This window comes from Lentzea sp. NPDC051208 (genome assembly GCF_040682435.1).
Lineage (GTDB): Bacteria > Actinomycetota > Actinomycetes > Mycobacteriales > Pseudonocardiaceae > Lentzea > Lentzea kristufekii.
This window is the reverse complement of record NZ_JBFBAW010000007.1, coordinates 462,836-481,346: the sequence shown is the minus strand read 5'-3', so window position 1 is coordinate 481,346 and position 18,511 is coordinate 462,836. Positions and strand designations below refer to the sequence as shown.

Sequence of the window (18,511 nt, the reverse complement as noted above, 5' to 3'; positions counted from 1 at the left end):
GTCAAGCGGACGAAAAGCGTGTCCGCTTGACACCCCTCCTCAGGTGCAGCAAGTGCTATGGCGCGACTCGTGACGGGACCCCACCGCCCTTGCCTTATGGAAAGACGGCTCGCCTTCGGCATCGCTAGCGAAATGGCGTGCCTAGTTGGCTTGGTCTCGCTGGGATCTCACCCTCACTCGCGCCCCAGCCCTGCGCCCCAGCCCTGCGCCCCAGCCCTGCGCCCCAGCCCCGCCGCCCAGCCCTGCGGCCCCAGCCCTGCGGCCCCAGCCTCACCCGTGTATCAGTCCCGCTCCGGCTCGGCCTGGTCCTTCGTCCTAGTCGCAAGGCTCTCGCTCGCTCGGCTTCGCTGACTGTCAGACCTGCTCTGTACGTTGGGTCGCGGGGGACGCTGAGTTCGAGGGGACCCCTGCTTTGGCCTGCTGTCAGCGGTTGGCGATGCCGTCCAGGCGGAGCGTTGTCGACTCGTCTCGGTGGCTGCCGCTGGTGCCCACGTGCTTCGCGCTGATCTCCGTGCCGTTCTTCAGCGCGTGGTAGAGCGCCATGCCATGGCCTCGGCCCAGGTCGTAGTCGGTCTTCAGCCACTCCAGGAACACGCCTGCCTTGGTCGTGCCGTCGTACCCGCGTCCCGCCGCCTCCGTCAGCAGGTCGGCCGGGGTCTTGCCGGTCTTCTTCTCCGCGCCGTCGAGGTAGGCCTGGAAGGACATCGTGGTCTCCGTTCGTCGTTGAACAGAGCGTAGGACAACTCGGGCTGTCTTGACAAGAAAAATTGTCGGTGGAATTTGGTTGTGACTGTCTGCTTCCATGAGGGCATGGGGAGCTGCGGTGGAGTGACGTTCGGGAGTGGTTTGACCCTGAGGACGCGCCGTTGCATGACGGGTGCGTGTTAAGTGTGCCTGGGGCTTGGGTGGCCGTTGCCGATTTGGTGGCGGCTCGGGGGAGGCGGTCCGAGCTTGACAGGGCGACGTTGCACGTCTGGCCCGATGAGGGGTTTCTGGTCAACTTCTTCGAGGCTGGCGAGGATGAGGTTCTCTTCGACGTCGACGTTCGGGAGTTGCAAGGGCAGGAGCGGCTCGACCTGCTTGGCGTGTTCCTGCGGGAGTTGGGGCTGGCGTTCGGGCGGCCGGTGGCGTTGACCTTCGAAGGGTGCGACCCGAGCGAGGTGCCGTATCTGCACTACGACCCGGTGGCTGACGGGTTCGTGCTTGATCGGAAGCCTGGTTAGCGGCGGCGGGCTCTGGCGAGGGCTCTGGCCCGGATCACCAGGTCGTCCACTAGGTGCTCGTCCACCAGGGGTGGGATGCCGGACTCGTCGGTGCAGCAGCGTGGTTTGGTGCGCTTCTCCGACAGTCGTGGTCTTACGCCGGCCATCTCGTAGAGGGCTTCGTAGAGGTCCAGGCCCGGGTCGTCGTCGTGCGGGCCAACCAGGAGCACCCACACGACATCGGGTGAGGGGAAGGCGACTACTACGCGGTCGGCGCCTCGGAGGTGTTTCACGCAGAGGCGCGGCAGGGGTTCTGGGCCCGTCACGCGGTAGCCGAGTGCGGCGCAGCCCGAGTGCGCCAGTTCGTCCAGGAAGCGTTCGTAGGCCAGACGGGCTCGGCCGCGCAGGCCGTTGGCCTGGGCGTGTGCGGTGGGGGTTTCTACTACCTCGATCAAACTGGGCGGACCACGCGTCCCTTGCCGCTGCGCATCTCGTCTAGGGACGAGGCCAGGTCGGGGCGGTCCAGCAGTGACTGGTCGCTCAGGCGACGGTGGACTTCGTCGATGAGGCCGCAGGTCTTGCCCGCGCGGCGGAGGTCGGACACGAGGTGGAGGACCTCGTGGAGGCGCACGGTGTCGAGCAGCATGCGCGGTTCCTGGCTGTGGATGGCGAGTACGCCTTCGCGGGCCCAGGCCTTCACGGTCTTCTCGGTGAGGTCTAGCAGTTCGCCTGCCACCACGGGACGTACCGGCGGGGCTTGGCGGAGCGTCTTGGCCACCACACCGTCGAGGCGGCGGCGGCGTTCGTCGTCTTCTGACAGGGATGACGCGACGGCTTCGAGTTCCTCGATCGTGTCGAAGAGGTCGCGGATGTGGGCGGCCTCGGTCGCGACAGACATGGCTACTCCTCCCGTTGACTACCGATTATCCACTACTTTTTCGGTAGTCGTCAACGGCCCCGGAGCAGGGATCCGGGGCCGTTGCGCGATCAGGAGGAGAAGAAGAGACCACCGAGGCCGCGGTGCTTGCGGTGACCGTAGCCGTAGCCGGCGTGACCGCCGCCGTGGTGGTGGTGGACCTGCTGCGGCGCGGCGCCCCAAGCGGGCTGGGCCGGCTGCGGGTAGGCGGCGGGCGGCGGGGCGACCGGCGGCGGCGGGGCCTGCATCTGGGCCTCGAGGCGGGTGATCGACTCGAGCTCGCCGTAGTCGAGGAAGACCCCGCGGCAGCCGTCGCACTGCTCGATGTGAACGCCCATGCGGTCGAACGTGCGCATGTTCGCATGACACTTGGGACACTGCATCGTGGTGAGCCTCCTGCGGTGGGACCGGACAAAAACGATATTAGCCGCGGTCACTGCTCTCGTGCGTCGCGACGATCCGACGACAGGCTTCAACCAGCGGTTCCACTGCCTGCAGCCCGGACATGAGTGCCCGTGCTGCCATCTGCACAACGTACGCCTGGGCCGGGATGTTGAGTGCTTCCCATTCGGATGTCGGCAGGGCCACACCACCCGTTTCACGGTAGGCGTTGAGGAACCGCGCCCACAGGTCATCCGGCAGAACCCCGGCAGCGAACAAAGCCGCAGGTCGCGCCAGGTCCCACACCGGATCACCGACCCCGAGATCGTCCACGTCGATGAGCCGCCAGCCACCCCGGTGCACCAACTGCCCGAGATGCCAATCGCCGTGGATCAACGCACGCCCGTTCATGTCCAACGGCGGCAAGAGCTCATACGCGCGCAGCACCACATCGGCATGCGGCAAGTCCGGCGGCAACGCCTGAATAGCGCGCACAATCCGTTCCGGCGTGCCGGCCACAGGCCCCCGCACGGGCAAAGCGTGCAGCTTCGCCAGCAGCGCCGCGCTCTCCTCCCACGGCGCCGCGTCCGGATCCGCCTGACTCACCGGCACCCCGTACGGCCACACCGTCACGGGCCGGTCGTCCACGAACTGCAACGGCTTCAACGGCGGCAGCAACAACTCGGGATGCGCCGCCGCGATCTCCAGCCGCTGCTCGAGCGCCGCGACGTCGGTGTCCGCGGGCAACGCCTTGGCCACCACGTCGCCGACGCGCACCACCACGACGTCGCCGCGGTCACCACCGAGCACCTCGGGGTCGGCGGAAGAGCCGGTCAGCGAGGCCATCGCCGCGATCAGGTCGTCCACGCGCACAGTGAATCAGGCCCGCGAACGGACGAGTCCGATGAGGTATGCGGCCGCGTCGCCCGGAGTGTCGAACTCGGCGCGGTGCTCACCGTCGGGTCCGGACACCTCGAAACGGTCGCCGGTGCGGACGAGGTTCAAGTCGTGCTCGCCGATCGCGGCGTTCACAGCCTGCAGTGCCTGCGCCAACGCCTCCGCGACGCCGGGTTCTTCCTCAGGATCGTCGGTCGCCACGGCCTTCGCCCTTGAGAGCACCGGCGAAGGCAAGCTCCTCGGCAGTTCGTGGTTGCGGTCCCTGATGTGCCCGAGAAGTGACTGGTCGGGGGAGACGTCGTGGCGTTCGAGGTAGTGAGCGATTGACGCGGACCATACCCACCGCCCGTCCGTGTGGTACCTGACCGGCACTCTGTACGGGCGTTCCGGGGCGAGAAGATCGGGTGCGGAGCCGGACGACGCCCAGACGACGGGCGCGGACGTCAGATAGGCCAGCAACTTCGCCTTCTCCTCGGCCACGACGGGCGCCCGGAAGTACTTCGGCGTGCCGGTTTCCTCGTCCATGCCGTCGAACGTCCGAGCGATCAACGTGTCCGTGGCGGGCGGTCGCATCCGAGCGGAGAACGCGACCCGGGCGGTCGCCGCGGCGAGCCAGTCCGGCGTGCGCTCCGGTGCCGTGGCGAAGTGCAACAGCTCGTGCCGGACACCCTGCAGCCCGAAGGAGAACCAGTCCTCGAAGTACGGCCGCCAGTCCGGTTCCTGCCGGTTGTCGTGGTCGAACCCCGGACGCTCCCCTTCGGCCATGGTCACCTCGGCGCTGAACCACGTGCCGTACGAGTAGTCGTGGCACACCGCCCGAATGCGCCGGAAGAGCTGACTCACCCGCTCCGGCGCCGGCCAGTACGTGATCGCGCCGCCCTCGTCCACCGACGACGTGGTGAGCTCCTGCCAGTTCGCCGTTGCCTGGCAACGAACGCGGATCGTCCGCCACGGCACCGGCGCGTGTTCCGACACCAACCGGCCGACCTCGTCGACGAGTTTCTGAACCCGAGGCGGCTTCGGCGGACTGCCGGCGCCGATCTCGACCTGTCTGGTGCCTGCGAGGATCGCGTCCGGCTGCGGCAGGAACTCCAGCCGGACCTGGCAGAGCTCGTCGAAGTCCGCGAGCTGCAAGGTCTCGCGCTTGGCTGCGGCTGCACCCAGCCGCAGCCGGTGATCGTGCGACAGCGGCTGACGGTTCCACCGCGACACGACCAGACCGTCCTCCCCGGACCCGTGCACCTGATACGCGCGATGCCCCGCACGAGCCACCGGAACCTGCCGGAACCACGACTCGGCCAGCGTCGCCGGCAACGCCTCGTGCTCGCCGAACCGCACGTGATCAGCCTGCCGATGCGGGACCCGCACGTGCTCCGCGGCGTACAGCTCGTCGTGCCACACAACGGTGTCGTGCTCGGCCACCTCGGCCGGCACCACCGCGTGCATGCCCACCGCGGTCGGCTTGTTGTCGGTGAACGCCCTCTCGGCGTCCTCCTGCTCCGCAACGGTCCCGACCAGCGACCGGGGCGCGGCTGAGAACACGGACATCCACTTGTTCGGGTTCCCGCCCAAGGCCTGCACGGTGGTGCCCGTCGTCATGCCTCGGTTGACGCCCCAGCACATCACGTCGCGCCGCGCACCTTCGATCGCGAGGAACCACCCGTCGCGTTCGAGCTCCAGGCGCACTTCCTTCAACGCCTCGAAGACGTCCGGATGTCCCGTCGCCTCGACGACGCCCCACGGCCCGTCGACGCTCACCTGGCAGTCGGCACCGGTGCGGTCGGCCACGTAGCTCAGCCGCGCCGTCGTCTCGACGCTGCCACGAAACGCGAGAACGTCGACCCGTTCCTCGTATTCGCTCACGTCCGCTGCAGTGATCCCGCGTAGGAGTAGAAGAAGCCGATCAGGTAGGTCGCCGCGTCACCCGGGCTGTCGAATTCCGCGTAGAACCGGCGGTCCTCGTCGTGCAGCCAGAAAACGACGTATCGGTCACCTTCGCGCACCAGGCACAGCGCACCGTCCACGCTTTCGCCGAGTGAGTAGCTCGCGGGCTCCAGGTCGAGGTGGGCCGCGACGGCCAGCACGGCCTTGCTCGCCTGCTCGAATTCGCCCGCGAGTCCTGGTTCGTGGGCCTCGAACGGGTCGATCGTGCCCGCGAGAGCGTGAGCGAGCTGGTTGGTCGCCGTGGACAACGCGCGTGCCCGTTGGGCGGACGGCACGCGATCAGGCAGTTGGTACTTCCGCAGCCGGACGTGGGCCAGGAAAGCGAGATCGGGACACACGCCGTGAGTGCGCAGGTAGTAGGCGACCGAGCTGGACCACACCCACCGTCCGTCCGTCTGGTAGGCCATCGGCACCTGCTGCGGGCGGGTCGGGTCGAGCAGGTCGGGTACGAGTTCGCGGGAGGCGAGCACGACGGGCGCCATGTCCAGGTAGTCGAGGACATATCCACGTTCGGTAGTGCCCATGACAGGCCGGAAGAACTTGGGCTCACCGGTGGGACCGATGCCGTCGAAGGTGCGCACGAGCGACACCGGCTCGGACGCGGGCCCCGTCGGGTAGAAAGGGCCACGGAAGTCGTGGTCCTGGGCGGCCGCCAGCACCAGCCAGTCAGGGGCGTTGCGCAACGGCGTGGGGAAGTACGCGAGCTCGTTCCTGAGGTGCCGGTAGCGGGGGCCGTACCGGGGCGCCGGGAAGAACGACTTCCACCTGGGCTCCACCGCCCAGTCGACGCGCAGGGTCGGCGACTCGCCGCGGACCAGGACGAAGTTCGCCCGGTACCAGGCGCCACCAGGGGCGACGAAGCCGGCCGAGCGCAGCCGGTGGAACCACTGGCTGACCTCGAGCGGCGGCAGCCAGTAGGTCTCGTCTTCGGTCTCGGTGACCGCGGAGGTGGTGAGGAACTGCCACCCGGCGAGGGCGTCGCACTCGACACGGACCTCCGTCCAGCCCTCGGGGGCGTGTTCGGACAACAGTGCGGTGATCTTGTCCGCGATCTCGTCCACCGACGTGTGCGGCGGCTTCTGGAAGTCGCCCGGAGTGACGTCTAGGAAAGGGACGGTTCCCGGTTGGAGTTCCTCCAACTCGTCGAACCGCACCAGACCGATCCGGTCGAACGCGGTGGGCGGCACGGTGTGCGCGGGGAGCTTGTCGGTCTGCGGCGTCGCGGCACGGACGAGCAGTCCGTCCTCGCGCACCTCCTCCACGTACAGCGCCTGCTCGCCGGCCAGTACGGCGACGCGGACCTCGAAGTACGACTCCACCAGGGACAGCGGTGTCGGGAATTCGTCTCCGCTCAGGCTCGTCAGGAAGCCCAAGCCGTTCGACGTCTTGCCACCCGGAGGTCGCTGCTGGATCTCGTCGTTGTGGACGACGTGAATGCCCTGCGGCAGGACCTCGGGAAGAACTGCCTTCATGACTGTGCCCTGGTGTTCTCGTTCGTCGCGGTGCCGACGGAGATGGTCTGGTGGGTGATGCGCAGTGCGCGGGATCGCAGCAGCTCCTGGCCCAGCCGGCGCAGCAGACTCGCCGCGATGGTCATCTCCAGTTCGTGGCCGCGGTTGAAGCGAATGGTCAGGTCCGGGTCGACCGCGATGAAGTTGACGACGTCCCAGCCGCGGATGTCGACGCGCTGATCCCTACTCCTGGTGAAGGGGCTGTAGGACACGTCCGTGTACACGTCGAGAATCCGGGCTCCGGACGACTCGTCCGTGCCGATCTCCAGTTCGTTCCCTGCCGCGGCGTAGAGGTTGTATGCGCCCAGGGCCGCGATGAGGTCGCCGAGTGGGGCGTGGCCGTGCAACGTCTTCCAGATCGTCGCGTCCAACGGGTACGAGTACCTGTCCGGATGGTCTTCGGCCGGCGCGGAGACCGGCAGATGCGCCTCCAGGTTCGTTTCGGTGATCTGCATCAGCGGTCTCCCATCTGGCTCAGGTGCTTGAACTTGGGGTTGACCAACGCTTGCACGACCTCGGTGGAGACCACGTTGTCCATGGCGTCGTACGTCACTTTGAGTTCCCAGACCCGGTAGATGTTCTCGCTCGGCATGCCGCCGGCGAACAGGTATTCGTTCTCCTGATGCGGAGATGCGATGTTCGCGTCGTGGAAGCTGCAATCGGAGTCGATGCCGAACTGGTGATAGGCCTCGACGATGTAGTCGGTGACGACCAGATCCGCTCCAGGACCTCGCTGCGGCTTGGACGACGGAGGGCGGTTCATCACGTGGTCGAGGCTGTCGCTGAATGACAGGTAGAGGCTGTTCGGCGTGCCGCCGGTGATGTGCGCCTCCGCATGGCCGCTGGTGCCGCGGGGAGGGATGCCCGCGCCGTTGAAGACCGACTCGATGTTGCGGTTCATCCGGCGGAACAGCGCGTTCTTCGGATTCAGGAAGTCCGGCTCGTTGCGGTGGATGAGCCGGTCGCCGTTGCCGCTCGTGTTGAATTGCAGCTGACTCGGATGGACGGGCACGACTGTGTTCGCGTAGGCGCCGTACGGAATTTGAGCGGTGCGTCCCGGTGGCAGGGCGTCGGACTTCGGGGTGAACGAAGGCTTCGGCGCCACCGGGTCGCCGTGCTTTGCGACGTGGTCGGCGAGTTTGGTCATGAAGTCCGGCGTGAGCTTGTCCGGGCGCTCCAGCCTGGGGACCTCGCGTGGCGCCTCGTCCACCTTTTCGATGAACCGGCCGTCGAGACCGACCTTGAAATTCACGACCTCGGACTTGAGCTTCACGCGGTCGTGAGTGGGAAGCCCCTTTTCTACGGCGTACAGCTCGAGCGCGCGATCGCGCAGAGCACGCTCGGTCTCCGTGATCGGGCGTTCTTTGGTGATCTTCAGCTGGTCTTCCAGCGGCATCCAGACGAGGCCCTGCGGAGTTTGCTGGACCTTTGTCGGCTGCACGGCAACAGGTTCCTGCGCGGGCATCGGTCGGTGCTCCGGCGAGGGCTGGTGCTGTTGCGGCTGAGTTCGGTCCTGAGGCTGCTGCTGGGGCCGGTGATCCGGTGCGGCGTAGCGCGGGTCCGGACCGAACGGCTGCTGCACCGGGCGTGGCGGCAGCGGCCGACCGTCGGGAACGCGCGGCGGGACGGGCGGCCGCTGGTTCTGGTTCGGGTTCGGGGCGAAGCCGGGCGCCGGGCGCTGGTGGTGGTTCGGCGGACTCTGGTTCGGCGGAACCTGACGGTTGTGCTGCTGGTTCTGGCCAAATCCGTGCGGACCGGATCCGGGCTGTTGCTGTGGCGGGAACCGGCGCGGGTCGGGCGCGGGCATGCGCTGCTGCCTGGGGTCGTGCCTCATCGGGTTCGGCTGCTGAGCCCCGCCCTGAGGGAACCGTTGGGGTGGCGGCCCCTGCTGAGGGCGCGGCGGAACCCGTCCTGGCGGAGGGGATCCAGGAGGCGGGCCCTGCCGGTGGTTCTGCTGGAGCTGGTTCTGGCGGCCGTAGGGCTGTTGACCGTGGTTCTGCTGCCCGTGGTTCGGCGTCCACTGCGGTTGTTCGTTGCCGCGGACCGGATGCGGTGGCGGTGCGTTGCGTGCCGGGACGAAGTGCCAGTTGTCGTTGGCGTCGGTGACCCACGTGCCGTCCTCGCCACGGCGCCAGGCGCGCGGGCGGCCCTCCGGCGTGTGGTCGCCCCACGTCGGAGTCGAGCCGGGAGGGGTGGGCCTGTCGTGCTTGGTGCTGGTGCCGTCCGGCTTGAAGGTGACCCAGTCGCCGTTCGGGGGCCAGCCGGGGGAGAAGTCGCCTCGGTTGCGGTCGAACTCCGTCGAGCTCGCGAAGACGTTGCCCATGTCGTCAACCCACGCGTCCTTGGTGGGGGAGACGACGTCGACGCCGAGTTCCTTGCTCAACTGCGCGGCGAACCCGTCCGCCTTCGTGCCGGTCTGGCAGGAGATCAAGCGGACGGGTTGCTTGCCGTCCCAGTCGCCGCTCGACCTGATGATGTCGGCGAGGTCCCTCGGGGACAGCTTCGTTTCGCCGACGCGGACGTCGTCGGCTGAACCGTGCAGGTCGACGGTGTAGCGGTGCGGGTCGGGCGCGACCATCGCCGCGGACTGCGGGTAGGCCTTGAAGTTGTTGTCGTGCAGGGCGAGGCCGGCCTTGGTGTGCTTGACGTCGTTCTGCAGGTGCTTGAGGTTGTCCGGCAGCGTGACCGGGGTGTTGAGCCTCTTGCGCTCCTCCCATGGCGTGCGCGCCGGGCGCTCGTGGGGAGTGGTCCCGTCGGTGGCTGCGACAGGGCGAGGGAGGCCGGCAGCCGGTGGGTGGTGCCCCGGCTGGTGGTGCTGTGCCGGAGGCTGCGGGGCGGTGCGTTGGGGTGCCGCATGTTGTGGCGCGGGCGGGGGCGGTGCGTGCTGTGGCGGACGTTGTGGGCTTGCGAATCTTTGGCCGGGCGACTGGTGCGGTGTGGGACTGGGGTGCCGGCGGGACGGCGCCTGGTGTTGGCCGGGGGCGTTGGTGTGCTGCGCCGGGACGTTCGGCGCCTGTGAGGGCTGGACGTCAGCGTTGCTTCGGTTCGGCGGCGGGGTGAGCGCGAACGGAGCTGAGGTCGACGTGGCCGACTGGTGGACCGCGTCCGTTGCCGGTGGTCGTGGCGCGAGGTGGCCGGGGCCTGAGGTGTGCTGAGGGCCGGCGCCGAACGGGGCACCCGCGGTGGCCGGGGGCGGAGTGCCATGCTGGCCAGGGGCGGCGGGGCCGTTCGGTGGCATCGGCGGATGGCCATTGGTGCCGGGCGCGTGGCTTTGCGTCGGGCCGCTGTTGCCGGGCGCCGGACCGGATGCCGGGTGGCTTGACGTCGGCGCGGGGCCCGCGTGGCCCGGGCCGGCGGGAGGCGGACCGCTGGAGGCGGGGTTCAGGGGATGGGTGCCGGGCGCCGCGCTGCCGGCCGGGGTCGGACCGCCTGAGTGCGGTGTGGTGCTGCCGCTCGCGGGAGACGGGCTGCTGCCGGGTGTCGGGCTGCCGCCGTTGGGCGTGTGGTGGCCGGCGGGGGAGGGGCTGCTGCCGGGCGTAGGGCCACCGCTGCCGCTGGGCGAGTGGCTGCTTGCGGAGGGGCCGCTGCTGCTCGGCGAGAAGCCTCCGCCGCTCGACGGCGACGGGCCGCCCATCGGCGGGGCGGGCGGCATTGCGGTGCGAGCTGCCCCAGGGGCGTTCGACGTGGCTGGGGCCGTGGGCGGCGCGGACTGGCCGGGGGACTGGCTGAAGCTCTGCGGCTGCTGCGAAGACTGTGGGGCGGACGCTGGTGGGGTCGTGTCCGGAGCGGCGCGGTGTTGCGGTTGTTCGGTCGGTGGGGCCGCGTAGGACGTGTTGGTCGCGTCGGTGGTGCGGCGTGGCGGGGCTTCGGTGTCCGGGGTGGACGAAGGTGAAGGTGCGGTGGGCGGCGGGCCGTCCATGCGAGCGGCGGCCTCTGGCCGGGGCATGGCGGACGGGCTGGGCATGTCGCCGGCGGTGGGGGCGGCGAAGTCGGCGTTGACGCCCTCGATGCCGGACTTCATGCCGGTGACGCTGCCGCTCACGGCGCCGGAGGTGGCGCCGAACAGGACGTCCTTGGCCTGGATGCCCTCCTCGCTCAGCGCGCCCTCGGCGAGGGCCGAGCCTGCGCCGATGACGGCTTCCTCGGCGGCGTTGCGGCCGACCGACCTGCCGATCGAGTCGCCGACGCCGTCGCCCAGGGCCTTGCCCATGCCGGCGCCGACGCCCGCGCCCACTACGCCGGAGATGAGGCCCGACTTGGCGGCGTCGAGCGTCATGTTCGTGTCGAGGGTGTCGCGGGTGCCCTTGGCGAGCTGGATGCCCTGGACGGCCAGGTCGGTGGCGACCGAGGTGGCCACCTCGATGCCCACCTGGAGGGCCAGTTTGCCGATGAGGTTGCGGCCGACCTGCTGCATCAGTTGCTGCACGAGCTGGCGGAAGACGATCTGCACGCCCGCGCGGGTGGCCAGCTGGGCGGGGACGATGCCCGCGGTGGAGGCGCCGAAGGACGCCACGGCGGACGCGATCATCACGGCGATCTGGATGGCCAGGATGACGAGGGCGATGATGATCGAGAGCTTGGCGTACTCGATCTGCATCGCGCAGTTGCGGCAGGCCGTCGACAGCTTCTCCGAGACGTCCTTCATCTTGGGGAGGGTGGCTTCCTCGCCCTTGACGAACTTCTCCCAGTACTTCTTGAACGCCTCCGCGGCCTCACCGTCCATGTTGGACGATGCCTGCCTGACCGCGTCGTCGGCCGCCCGCATGGCGTCGTCGACGTCGGTGGCGGCCTGCTTCCAGACCTCGGCGAGCCGTTGCAGCGCCGTCTCGTCGCCTTCCGGCCAGCTGTCACCCACCACGATCGGGATGAGCCAGCGGACCTCGGCGGGCATCTCGATGCCCATGTGCAGCAATCCCCCAGACTGCTAGCCGCTGATGCCGCGTGCGTTGAACTGGTCCTGCTGTTCCATCAGGTTCGCGGACTCTTCGAGGTTCTTCCCGATGTCCTGCAACGTCTTCGCGACCTCCGCCATCACCTTGCGGACGCCGTCGGCCGCAGGCGCGTAGTCGGTGCCGAACTTCTGGCCCGCCTCGTCGCCGCCCCAGCAGTTGCCCTCGGCGTCGAGGCCGCGGGCGAGGGCGGCCGCGCTGGTCGCCATCTCCTCGCCGGTGCTGACCATCTTCGCCGCCGCCGAGCGCACGCCGGCGGCCTCCATGTACGTGTGGCCACCCGCGCTCACCAGCGGTTCCCCCTGCCCATGATCGAGTCGCCGCCGAAGTCCTCGTCCTCTTCGGCCGTGACCGCGCGCTGCACCGGACGGGCTTCCTTGCGCAGCACCGAGGAACCGAAGTCCTCATCGGACGGTGGAGGCGGCGGGACGGGCTCGTCGCGCTGCTCGACCTTGAAGATGTCCTTGATCGACGGCGCGCCGGGCACGACGTCCGGCAGGTCGATGGTGCCCTCTTCCGAGGTCAGCGGGGCCATGTGGGCGTTGACCTGCTCGCGCACGTTCTGCGCGGCGCGGCGGGCCACCTGCGTGATCGTCTGCGCCAGCTGTTCGGGTGTGACCCGCTCGAGAGCGCGCTGGCCCAGTTCGAGCTTGTCCAGCACGCCCGTGGAGTCCACCGTCACCACGACGTTGCCGTCCGGAGAGGACGCCACCCCGGTCATCGCCGCGATCGCCGCTTGGGCTTCGCGCAACCCGTCCGTGCGGTCCTTGAGCTCCCGCATCAGGTTGTCGAGGGTGCCGCGCAACTCTGCGTTGCGAGCCGCCAGCTGATCGTCATCGAGCACCACGGCAACTTACCCAAGGTGATCGGAACGTGTCGGCCGAACGGCTCAGTTGGTGATGCAGATCGTCTTCACCGGCTGCGAGTACGTCTTCGCGTCGTCACCGTTGCACAGCGCCCTGTCCGACTTGCCGTCGACGACCTTCGTGACCTTGCGCGTCCCGGCCCCGCACGCCACCCGTTCGAAGTACTGGTTGACCGCCTTCAGGCAGTCGCCCTCCTGCACGTTGAGGACGTAGCAGAGCCGTGTCTTGCCGTTCGTCCTCGACCGCCCTGATGACTCGGTCAGGTAGTCACCGGTCGGGCACATCGTGCGTCGCTCACGCGAAGACACGCGGTACACGGCCTCTTGTGACGAACAGTCCACTTCGGCCATTTCGACGTTCGTGTCGTTGAGGTCGACCTGCTTCGCGCACTCGCCGACGCCGGCCTGCTCGTGCCAGCCGGAGCATCCGGACAGCACCAGGGCCAGAGCGGCGAGCAGGGCGACCTTCACGGCTTCTCCAGGCAGACGGTCAGGGCGGGATCGGGATAGGTGCGGGCCTCGTGGTCACCGCACAGCGATCGGTCGGCGAAAGCAGTGACCTTCGACACCCGCTGAGATCCGCCTGTGCCGCACGCGACGCGCTCGTGGAACGCGCTGCCCTGCTTGAGGCAGTCGCCTTCTCTCACGTTGAGCACGAAGCAGTAGTGCTTCAGACCGGCACCCTTGCCGGCCTGGCTGACCGTCTGATCGAGGTAGTCGCCCCGTGGGCACGACTTCTTCCTCTCGAGCTTCACGAGCCGATATGCCGCCTCAGGCGCTGTGCAGTTGGTCTCGTCCATGTCGAACTTGCCGTCCGACGTGCTGATCGGCTCGGCGCAGTCGCCCACCTCGGGCTCCGACACCATGTCGCCGATGATGAAGTAGCCGGGCACGACCAGCACCAGGGCGACGAGGCCGTAGACCAGCAGGTTGAGCTTCAAAGCGGGTTCTCCGTCACGCGAGTAGCCTGATTGCCGAGGGCAATGTCTACTGCAGGTGCGGGTGCGGTACCCCCGTTTTGACCCAGGTAGACGTGGGCGGGTATCTTTGCTACCTGTGCCCGACCCATGTCGGGCCGCTCCGCGTGCCCGTGAGGCAGCGGTGTCCTCCACTCGCAGTGGCAGTTGAACTGTTGCTTGCGGACCTTGGGAGCGGGCGACACGCCCGACCTCGGGTGCAGAGAGGGATCAAGAAACACGAGGGTGAACCGGAAGGCCAGCCCTCAAAGACGGAAGAAGCAGCCGGCGAATGCCAACGATCCAGCAGCTGGTCCGCAAGGGCCGCCAGGACAAGGTGGCCAAGCAGAAGACGGCGGCCCTCAAGGGCTCGCCGCAGCGGCGCGGTGTGTGCACCCGCGTTTACACCACCACCCCCAAGAAGCCGAACTCCGCACTGCGCAAGGTCGCTCGCGTGAAGCTGACCAGCGGTATCGAGGTCACGGCCTACATCCCCGGTGAGGGTCACAACCTCCAGGAGCACTCGATGGTGCTCGTGCGCGGCGGTCGTGTGAAGGACCTGCCGGGTGTTCGCTACAAGATCATCCGTGGCTCTCTCGACACGCAGGGTGTCAAGAACCGCAAGCAGGCTCGCAGCCGCTACGGCGCGAAGAAGGAGAAGAGCTAATGCCCCGCAAGGGACCGGCCCCGAAGCGGCCGCTTATCTCTGACCCGGTGTACAGCTCGCCGCTCGTGACCCAGCTCATCAACAAGGTGCTGGTCGACGGTAAGCGCTCCGTGGCCGAGAAGATCGTCTACGAAGCCCTCGAAGGTGCTCGCGAGAAGACCGGCACCGACCCGGTCGTCACGCTGAAGCGCGCCCTGGACAACGTGAAGCCGTCGCTGGAGGTCAAGAGCCGCCGCGTCGGTGGTGCCACCTACCAGGTGCCGATCGAGGTCAAGCCGGGCCGTTCGACCACGCTGGCGCTGCGCTGGCTGATCACCTTCTCCCGGCAGCGCCGTGAGAAGACCATGGTCGAGCGTCTGATGAACGAGCTGCTCGATGCGAGCAACGGTCTCGGTGCGAGCGTCAAGCGCCGTGAGGACACGCACAAGATGGCCGAGTCCAACAAGGCCTTCGCCCACTACCGCTGGTGATCTGACGCCCGGTCTCGGTGAGACCGGGCTCTCCCAGCCCTAGTGAGCGCCACAAGCTCAAGACAGGGGAAAGACCCGTGGCACAGGACGTGCTCACTGATCTTGCCAAGGTCCGCAACATCGGGATCATGGCCCACATCGACGCGGGCAAGACCACGACGACTGAGCGGATCCTCTTCTACACGGGGATCAGCTACAAGATCGGCGAGGTGCACGACGGCGCTGCCGTGATGGACTGGATGGAGCAGGAGCAGGAGCGCGGCATCACGATCACGTCGGCCGCGACGACCTGCTACTGGAAGAACCACCAGATCAACCTGATCGACACGCCTGGCCACGTCGACTTCACCGTCGAGGTCGAGCGCAACCTGCGCGTCCTCGACGGCGCCGTTGCCGTCTTCGACGGCAAGGAGGGCGTCGAGCCGCAGTCCGAGCAGGTCTGGCGGCAGGCGACCAAGTACGACGTCCCGCGCATCTGCTTCGTCAACAAGATGGACAAGCTCGGCGCGGACTTCTACTTCACGATCAAGACGATCCAGGACCGGCTCGGCGCCAAGCCGCTGCCGCTCCAGATCCCGATCGGCTCCGAGAGCGAGTTCATCGGTGTCGTCGACCTGATCGAGATGCGCGCGCTGACCTGGCGCGGCGAAGTCCAGAAGGGTGAGGACTACGCCATCGAGGAGATCCCCGCGGATCTGCTCGAGAAGGCCCAGGAGTTCCGCGAGCAGCTGCTCGAGGCCGTCGCCGAGACCGACGACGAGCTGACCGAGAAGTTCTTCGACCAGGGCGACCTGTCCGTCGAGGAGATCAAGGCCGGCCTCCGCAAGATCGTGGCCGCGGGCTCCGCGTACCCGATCCTGTGTGGCTCCGCGTTCAAGAACAAGGGCGTCCAGCCCATGCTCGACGCGGTCATCGACTACCTGCCGTCGCCGCTCGACCTCCCGCCGGTCGAGGGCACGCTGCAGGACGGCGAGACCATCGTGAAGCGCAGCCCGTCCACGGACGAGCCGTTCTCCTCGCTGGCCTTCAAGATCGCCGTGCACCCGTTCTTCGGCAAGCTGACCTACATCCGGGTCTACTCGGGCAAGGTCGCTGCGGGCACCCAGGTCATCAACGCGACCAAGGACCGCAAGGAGCGCATCGGGAAGATCTTCCAGATGCACGCCAACAAGGAGAACCCGGTCACCGAGGCCATCGCGGGCCACATCTACGCCGTGATCGGTCTGAAGGACACCACGACCGGTGAGACCTTGTGCGACCCGGCTCACCCGATCGTCCTCGAGTCGATGACCTTCCCCGAGCCCGTCATCCAGGTGGCCATCGAGCCCAAGACGAAGGCGGACCAGGAGAAGCTCGGCACCGCGATCCAGAAGCTGGCCGAGGAGGACCCGACGTTCCGGGTCAACCTCGACCAGGAGACGGGTCAGACCATCATCGCCGGCATGGGCGAGCTCCACCTGGACATCCTGGTGGACCGCATGCGCCGCGAGTTCAAGGTCGAGGCCAACATCGGCAAGCCTCAGGTGGCGTACCGGGAGACCATCCGCCGTGCGGTGGAGAAGTACTCCTACACCCACAAGAAGCAGACCGGTGGCTCCGGCCAGTTCGCGAAGGTGCTCGTCACCGTCGAGCCGCTGGAGAAGAAGGAAGACGGCGCGCTCTACGAGTTCGTCAACGCCGTCACCGGTGGTCGCATCCCGCGTGAGTACATCCCGTCGGTCGACGCGGGTGCACAGGACGCGCTGCAGTACGGCGTGCTGGCGGGCTACCCGCTGGTCGGCGTGAAGGTGACGCTGCTCGACGGCGCCTACCACGAGGTCGACTCCTCGGAAATGGCGTTCAAGATCGCTGGTTCGATGGCCCTCAAGGAAGCCGCCCGTCAGGCGTCTCCCGCGATCCTCGAACCGCTGATGGCCGTCGAGGTCACGACGCCCGAGGAGTACATGGGCGACGTGATCGGCGACCTGAACTCCCGCCGTGGCCAGATCCAGGCCATGGAGGAGCGCAGCGGTATCCGTGTCGTCAAGGCACTGGTCCCGCTGTCGGAAATGTTCGGGTACGTGGGTGACCTGCGGTCGAAGACCCAGGGTCGCGCCAACTACTCGATGGTGTTCGACTCCTACGCAGAGGTTCCCGCGAACGTCTCGAAGGAGATCATCGCGAAGGCGACTGGGGAATAACCCCACACCGGAGCACCGCAGTTCCACCGCGGGCTCTCCGGGGGCGAATCCCTGGGGTCCGCATTTTCCGACCCTGACGTGTAGTCCGGCGGGTGGCCACCAGATACCCGTCGGACCAGCAAAAAAGAAGTCCAGGAGGACAATCCAGTGGCCAAGGCGAAGTTCGAGCGGACGAAGCCGCACGTCAACATCGGCACCATCGGTCACATCGACCATGGCAAGACCACGCTGACCGCGGCGATCTCCAAGGTTCTGCACGACGCGTACCCCGATGTGAACGCTTCTTTCGCGTTCGACCAGATCGACAAGGCGCCGGAAGAGAAGCAGCGCGGCATCACGATCTCGATCGCGCACATCGAGTACCAGACGGAGAACCGTCACTACGCGCACGTCGACTGCCCCGGGCACGCCGACTACATCAAGAACATGATCACCGGTGCGGCGCAGATGGACGGCGCCATCCTCGTGGTCGCGGCGACCGACGGTCCCATGCCGCAGACGAAGGAGCACGTCCTCCTGGCCCGCCAGGTCGGCGTCCCCTACATCGTCGTCGCGCTGAACAAGGCCGACATGGTGGACGACGAGGAGATCCTGGAGCTCGTTGAGCTCGAGGTCCGCGAGCTGCTCTCCGAGTACGAGTTCCCGGGCGACGACCTGCCGGTCGTGCGCGTCTCGGCGCTGAAGGCGCTCGAGGGCGACGAGGAGTGGGGCAAGTCCGTTCTCGAGCTCATGAACGCCGTCGACACGGCGATCCCGGAGCCGGAGCGCGACACCGAGAAGCCGTTCCTCATGCCCGTCGAGGACGTCTTCACGATCACCGGCCGCGGCACCGTGGTGACCGGTCGTATCGAGCGCGGCATCATCAACGTGAACTCCGAGATCGAGATCGTCGGTATCAAGGAGACGTCGAAGAAGACGACGGTCACCTCGATCGAGATGTTCAAGAAGTTCCTGGACGAGGGCCGCGCCGGCGACAACGCCGCGCTGCTGCTCCGTGGCATCAAGCGCGAGGAGGTGGAGCGCGGCATGGTCATCGTCAAGCCGGGCACCACGACCCCGCACACCGAGTTCACGGCGCAGGTCTACATCCTGTCCAAGGACGAGGGTGGCCGCCACACGCCGTTCTTCAACAACTACCGTCCCCAGTTCTACTTCCGGACGACGGACGTGACCGGCGTTGTGACGCTGCCCGAGGGCACCGAGATGGTCATGCCGGGTGACACCACCGGTATGGACGTCAAGCTGATCCAGCCGATCGCCATGGACGAGGGCCTCCGCTTCGCGATCCGCGAGGGTGGCCGCACCGTCGGCGCCGGCTCGGTCACCAAGATCATCAAGTGATCTAGCTTCACCAGTTCGGCGTGAAGCCGGGCCAGCGATCTTCGTTGGCCCGGCTTTCGTCGTCAAGAAAGAAATGTGCGGCAGCTCACGTTGGGCTGTCGCAGGCGCGCGGGTGAAGAGCCGTCGTCGAGATTCTGTTGCCGGGTAATGGAACCGGCACGGCCGTCGCTCCACATGCGACGGACGGCAGCGGCTCACGGGCCAAGATCCGCACGTGATCTGGGTCCAAGTC

General features: G+C 67.7%; 18 protein-coding genes. 5 read left to right on the top strand and 13 right to left on the bottom strand.

Annotated elements, in window-relative coordinates:
• Positions 1–423 precede the first annotated feature (423 nt).
• Positions 424–705, bottom strand: a complete 282-nt coding sequence (locus AB0M48_RS20315) for a DUF4287 domain-containing protein (protein ID WP_363843958.1) — start codon at positions 703–705, stop codon at positions 424–426.
• A 200-nt stretch (positions 706–905) separates the two neighbouring features.
• On the opposite strand from AB0M48_RS20315, the gene AB0M48_RS20310 reads away from it, so the two are divergent.
• Positions 906–1,223, top strand: a complete 318-nt coding sequence (locus AB0M48_RS20310) for a hypothetical protein (RefSeq protein ID WP_363843955.1) — start codon at positions 906–908, stop codon at positions 1,221–1,223.
• Here the strand turns inward: AB0M48_RS20310 and AB0M48_RS20305 are convergent.
• The 12 genes from AB0M48_RS20305 to AB0M48_RS20250 all read right to left on the bottom strand — a co-directional run bounded on the left by AB0M48_RS20305 (position 1,220) and on the right by AB0M48_RS20250 (position 13,606).
• Positions 1,220–1,657, bottom strand: coding sequence for a hypothetical protein (locus AB0M48_RS20305; protein ID WP_363843952.1), 438 nt, complete (start codon positions 1,655–1,657; stop codon positions 1,220–1,222). The two genes, AB0M48_RS20310 and AB0M48_RS20305, sit on opposite strands and share 4 nt — an antisense overlap.
• Complete coding sequence (locus AB0M48_RS20300; protein ID WP_363843949.1) at positions 1,654–2,100, bottom strand: hypothetical protein; 447 nt, start codon at positions 2,098–2,100, stop codon at positions 1,654–1,656. The genes AB0M48_RS20305 and AB0M48_RS20300 overlap by 4 nt, the downstream gene beginning before the upstream one ends.
• Positions 2,101–2,189: 89 nt before the next feature.
• Positions 2,190–2,501, bottom strand: a complete 312-nt coding sequence (locus AB0M48_RS20295) for a zf-TFIIB domain-containing protein (RefSeq protein ID WP_319972300.1) — start codon at positions 2,499–2,501, stop codon at positions 2,190–2,192.
• Positions 2,502–2,541: 40 nt separating this feature from the next.
• A complete protein-coding gene (locus AB0M48_RS20290; protein WP_363843946.1) occupies positions 2,542–3,366 on the bottom strand; it encodes a phosphotransferase in 825 nt (274 codons plus the stop codon).
• A 12-nt stretch (positions 3,367–3,378) separates the two neighbouring features.
• Positions 3,379–5,259, bottom strand: coding sequence for a hypothetical protein (locus tag AB0M48_RS20285; RefSeq protein WP_363843943.1), 1,881 nt, complete (start codon positions 5,257–5,259; stop codon positions 3,379–3,381).
• A complete protein-coding gene (locus AB0M48_RS20280; protein ID WP_363843940.1) occupies positions 5,256–6,812 on the bottom strand; it encodes a hypothetical protein in 1,557 nt (518 codons plus the stop codon). Before AB0M48_RS20280 ends, AB0M48_RS20285 begins: the two co-directional genes overlap by 4 nt.
• A complete protein-coding gene (locus AB0M48_RS20275) occupies positions 6,809–7,306 on the bottom strand; it encodes a hypothetical protein (RefSeq protein ID WP_363843937.1) in 498 nt (165 codons plus the stop codon). Before AB0M48_RS20275 ends, AB0M48_RS20280 begins: the two co-directional genes overlap by 4 nt.
• The gene (locus AB0M48_RS20270) at positions 7,306–11,754 is read right to left on the bottom strand and encodes a hypothetical protein (RefSeq protein WP_363843934.1); all 4,449 of its coding nucleotides are present in this window, start codon (positions 11,752–11,754) and stop codon (positions 7,306–7,308) included. The genes AB0M48_RS20275 and AB0M48_RS20270 overlap by 1 nt, the downstream gene beginning before the upstream one ends.
• 21 nt (positions 11,755–11,775) lie before the next feature.
• Positions 11,776–12,090: a WXG100 family type VII secretion target gene (locus tag AB0M48_RS20265; RefSeq protein WP_363843931.1), complete on the bottom strand. Its 315-nt coding sequence runs from the start codon at positions 12,088–12,090 to the stop codon at positions 11,776–11,778.
• Positions 12,087–12,644: a YbaB/EbfC family nucleoid-associated protein gene (locus AB0M48_RS20260; RefSeq protein WP_363843928.1), complete on the bottom strand. Its 558-nt coding sequence runs from the start codon at positions 12,642–12,644 to the stop codon at positions 12,087–12,089. Before AB0M48_RS20260 ends, AB0M48_RS20265 begins: the two co-directional genes overlap by 4 nt.
• Before the next feature lie 45 nt (positions 12,645–12,689).
• Positions 12,690–13,136, bottom strand: coding sequence for a hypothetical protein (locus AB0M48_RS20255; RefSeq protein WP_363843925.1), 447 nt, complete (start codon positions 13,134–13,136; stop codon positions 12,690–12,692).
• Complete coding sequence (locus tag AB0M48_RS20250) at positions 13,133–13,606, bottom strand: hypothetical protein (protein WP_363843922.1); 474 nt, start codon at positions 13,604–13,606, stop codon at positions 13,133–13,135. Before AB0M48_RS20250 ends, AB0M48_RS20255 begins: the two co-directional genes overlap by 4 nt.
• A 307-nt stretch (positions 13,607–13,913) precedes the next feature.
• Here AB0M48_RS20250 and rpsL point away from each other — a divergent pair, with 307 nt between their 5' ends.
• The 4 genes from rpsL (at position 13,914) to tuf (ending at position 18,279) form a co-directional block, all read left to right on the top strand.
• Entirely contained in the window at positions 13,914–14,288 is a 375-nt protein-coding gene (gene rpsL / locus AB0M48_RS20245) for a 30S ribosomal protein S12 (protein WP_030473471.1), read from the top strand.
• On the top strand, positions 14,288–14,758 hold the full coding sequence (rpsG, locus tag AB0M48_RS20240) for a 30S ribosomal protein S7 (RefSeq protein ID WP_030478293.1): 471 nt from the start codon (positions 14,288–14,290) through the stop codon (positions 14,756–14,758). Before rpsL ends, rpsG begins: the two co-directional genes overlap by 1 nt.
• A 77-nt stretch (positions 14,759–14,835) precedes the next feature.
• Positions 14,836–16,938 carry an elongation factor G gene (gene fusA, locus AB0M48_RS20235; RefSeq protein WP_363843918.1) on the top strand — a complete coding sequence of 701 codons (2,103 nt, stop codon included), beginning with the start codon at positions 14,836–14,838 and terminating at the stop codon, positions 16,936–16,938.
• 147 nt (positions 16,939–17,085) lie between these two features.
• Positions 17,086–18,279: an elongation factor Tu gene (gene tuf / locus AB0M48_RS20230; protein ID WP_363843915.1), complete on the top strand. Its 1,194-nt coding sequence runs from the start codon at positions 17,086–17,088 to the stop codon at positions 18,277–18,279.
• The last annotated feature ends 232 nt before the right edge of the window (positions 18,280–18,511 follow it).

Bases quoted from the DNA above. Each gene is read 5' to 3' on its own strand.
- AB0M48_RS20270 (WP_363843934.1), bottom strand. From the start codon at position 11,754: ATGGGCATCGAGATGCCCGCCGAGGTCCGCTGGCTCATCCCGATCGTG.
- AB0M48_RS20275 (WP_363843937.1), bottom strand. From the start codon at position 7,306: ATGCAGATCACCGAAACGAACCTGGAGGCGCATCTGCCGGTCTCCGCG.
- AB0M48_RS20280 (WP_363843940.1), bottom strand. From the start codon at position 6,812: ATGAAGGCAGTTCTTCCCGAGGTCCTGCCGCAGGGCATTCACGTCGTC.
- AB0M48_RS20295 (WP_319972300.1), bottom strand. From the start codon at position 2,501: ATGCAGTGTCCCAAGTGTCATGCGAACATGCGCACGTTCGACCGCATG.
- AB0M48_RS20315 (WP_363843958.1), bottom strand. From the start codon at position 705: ATGTCCTTCCAGGCCTACCTCGACGGCGCGGAGAAGAAGACCGGCAAG.
- rpsG (WP_030478293.1), top strand. From the start codon at position 14,288: ATGCCCCGCAAGGGACCGGCCCCGAAGCGGCCGCTTATCTCTGACCCG.
- rpsL (WP_030473471.1), top strand. From the start codon at position 13,914: ATGCCAACGATCCAGCAGCTGGTCCGCAAGGGCCGCCAGGACAAGGTG.
- AB0M48_RS20300 (WP_363843949.1), bottom strand. From the start codon at position 2,100: ATGTCTGTCGCGACCGAGGCCGCCCACATCCGCGACCTCTTCGACACG.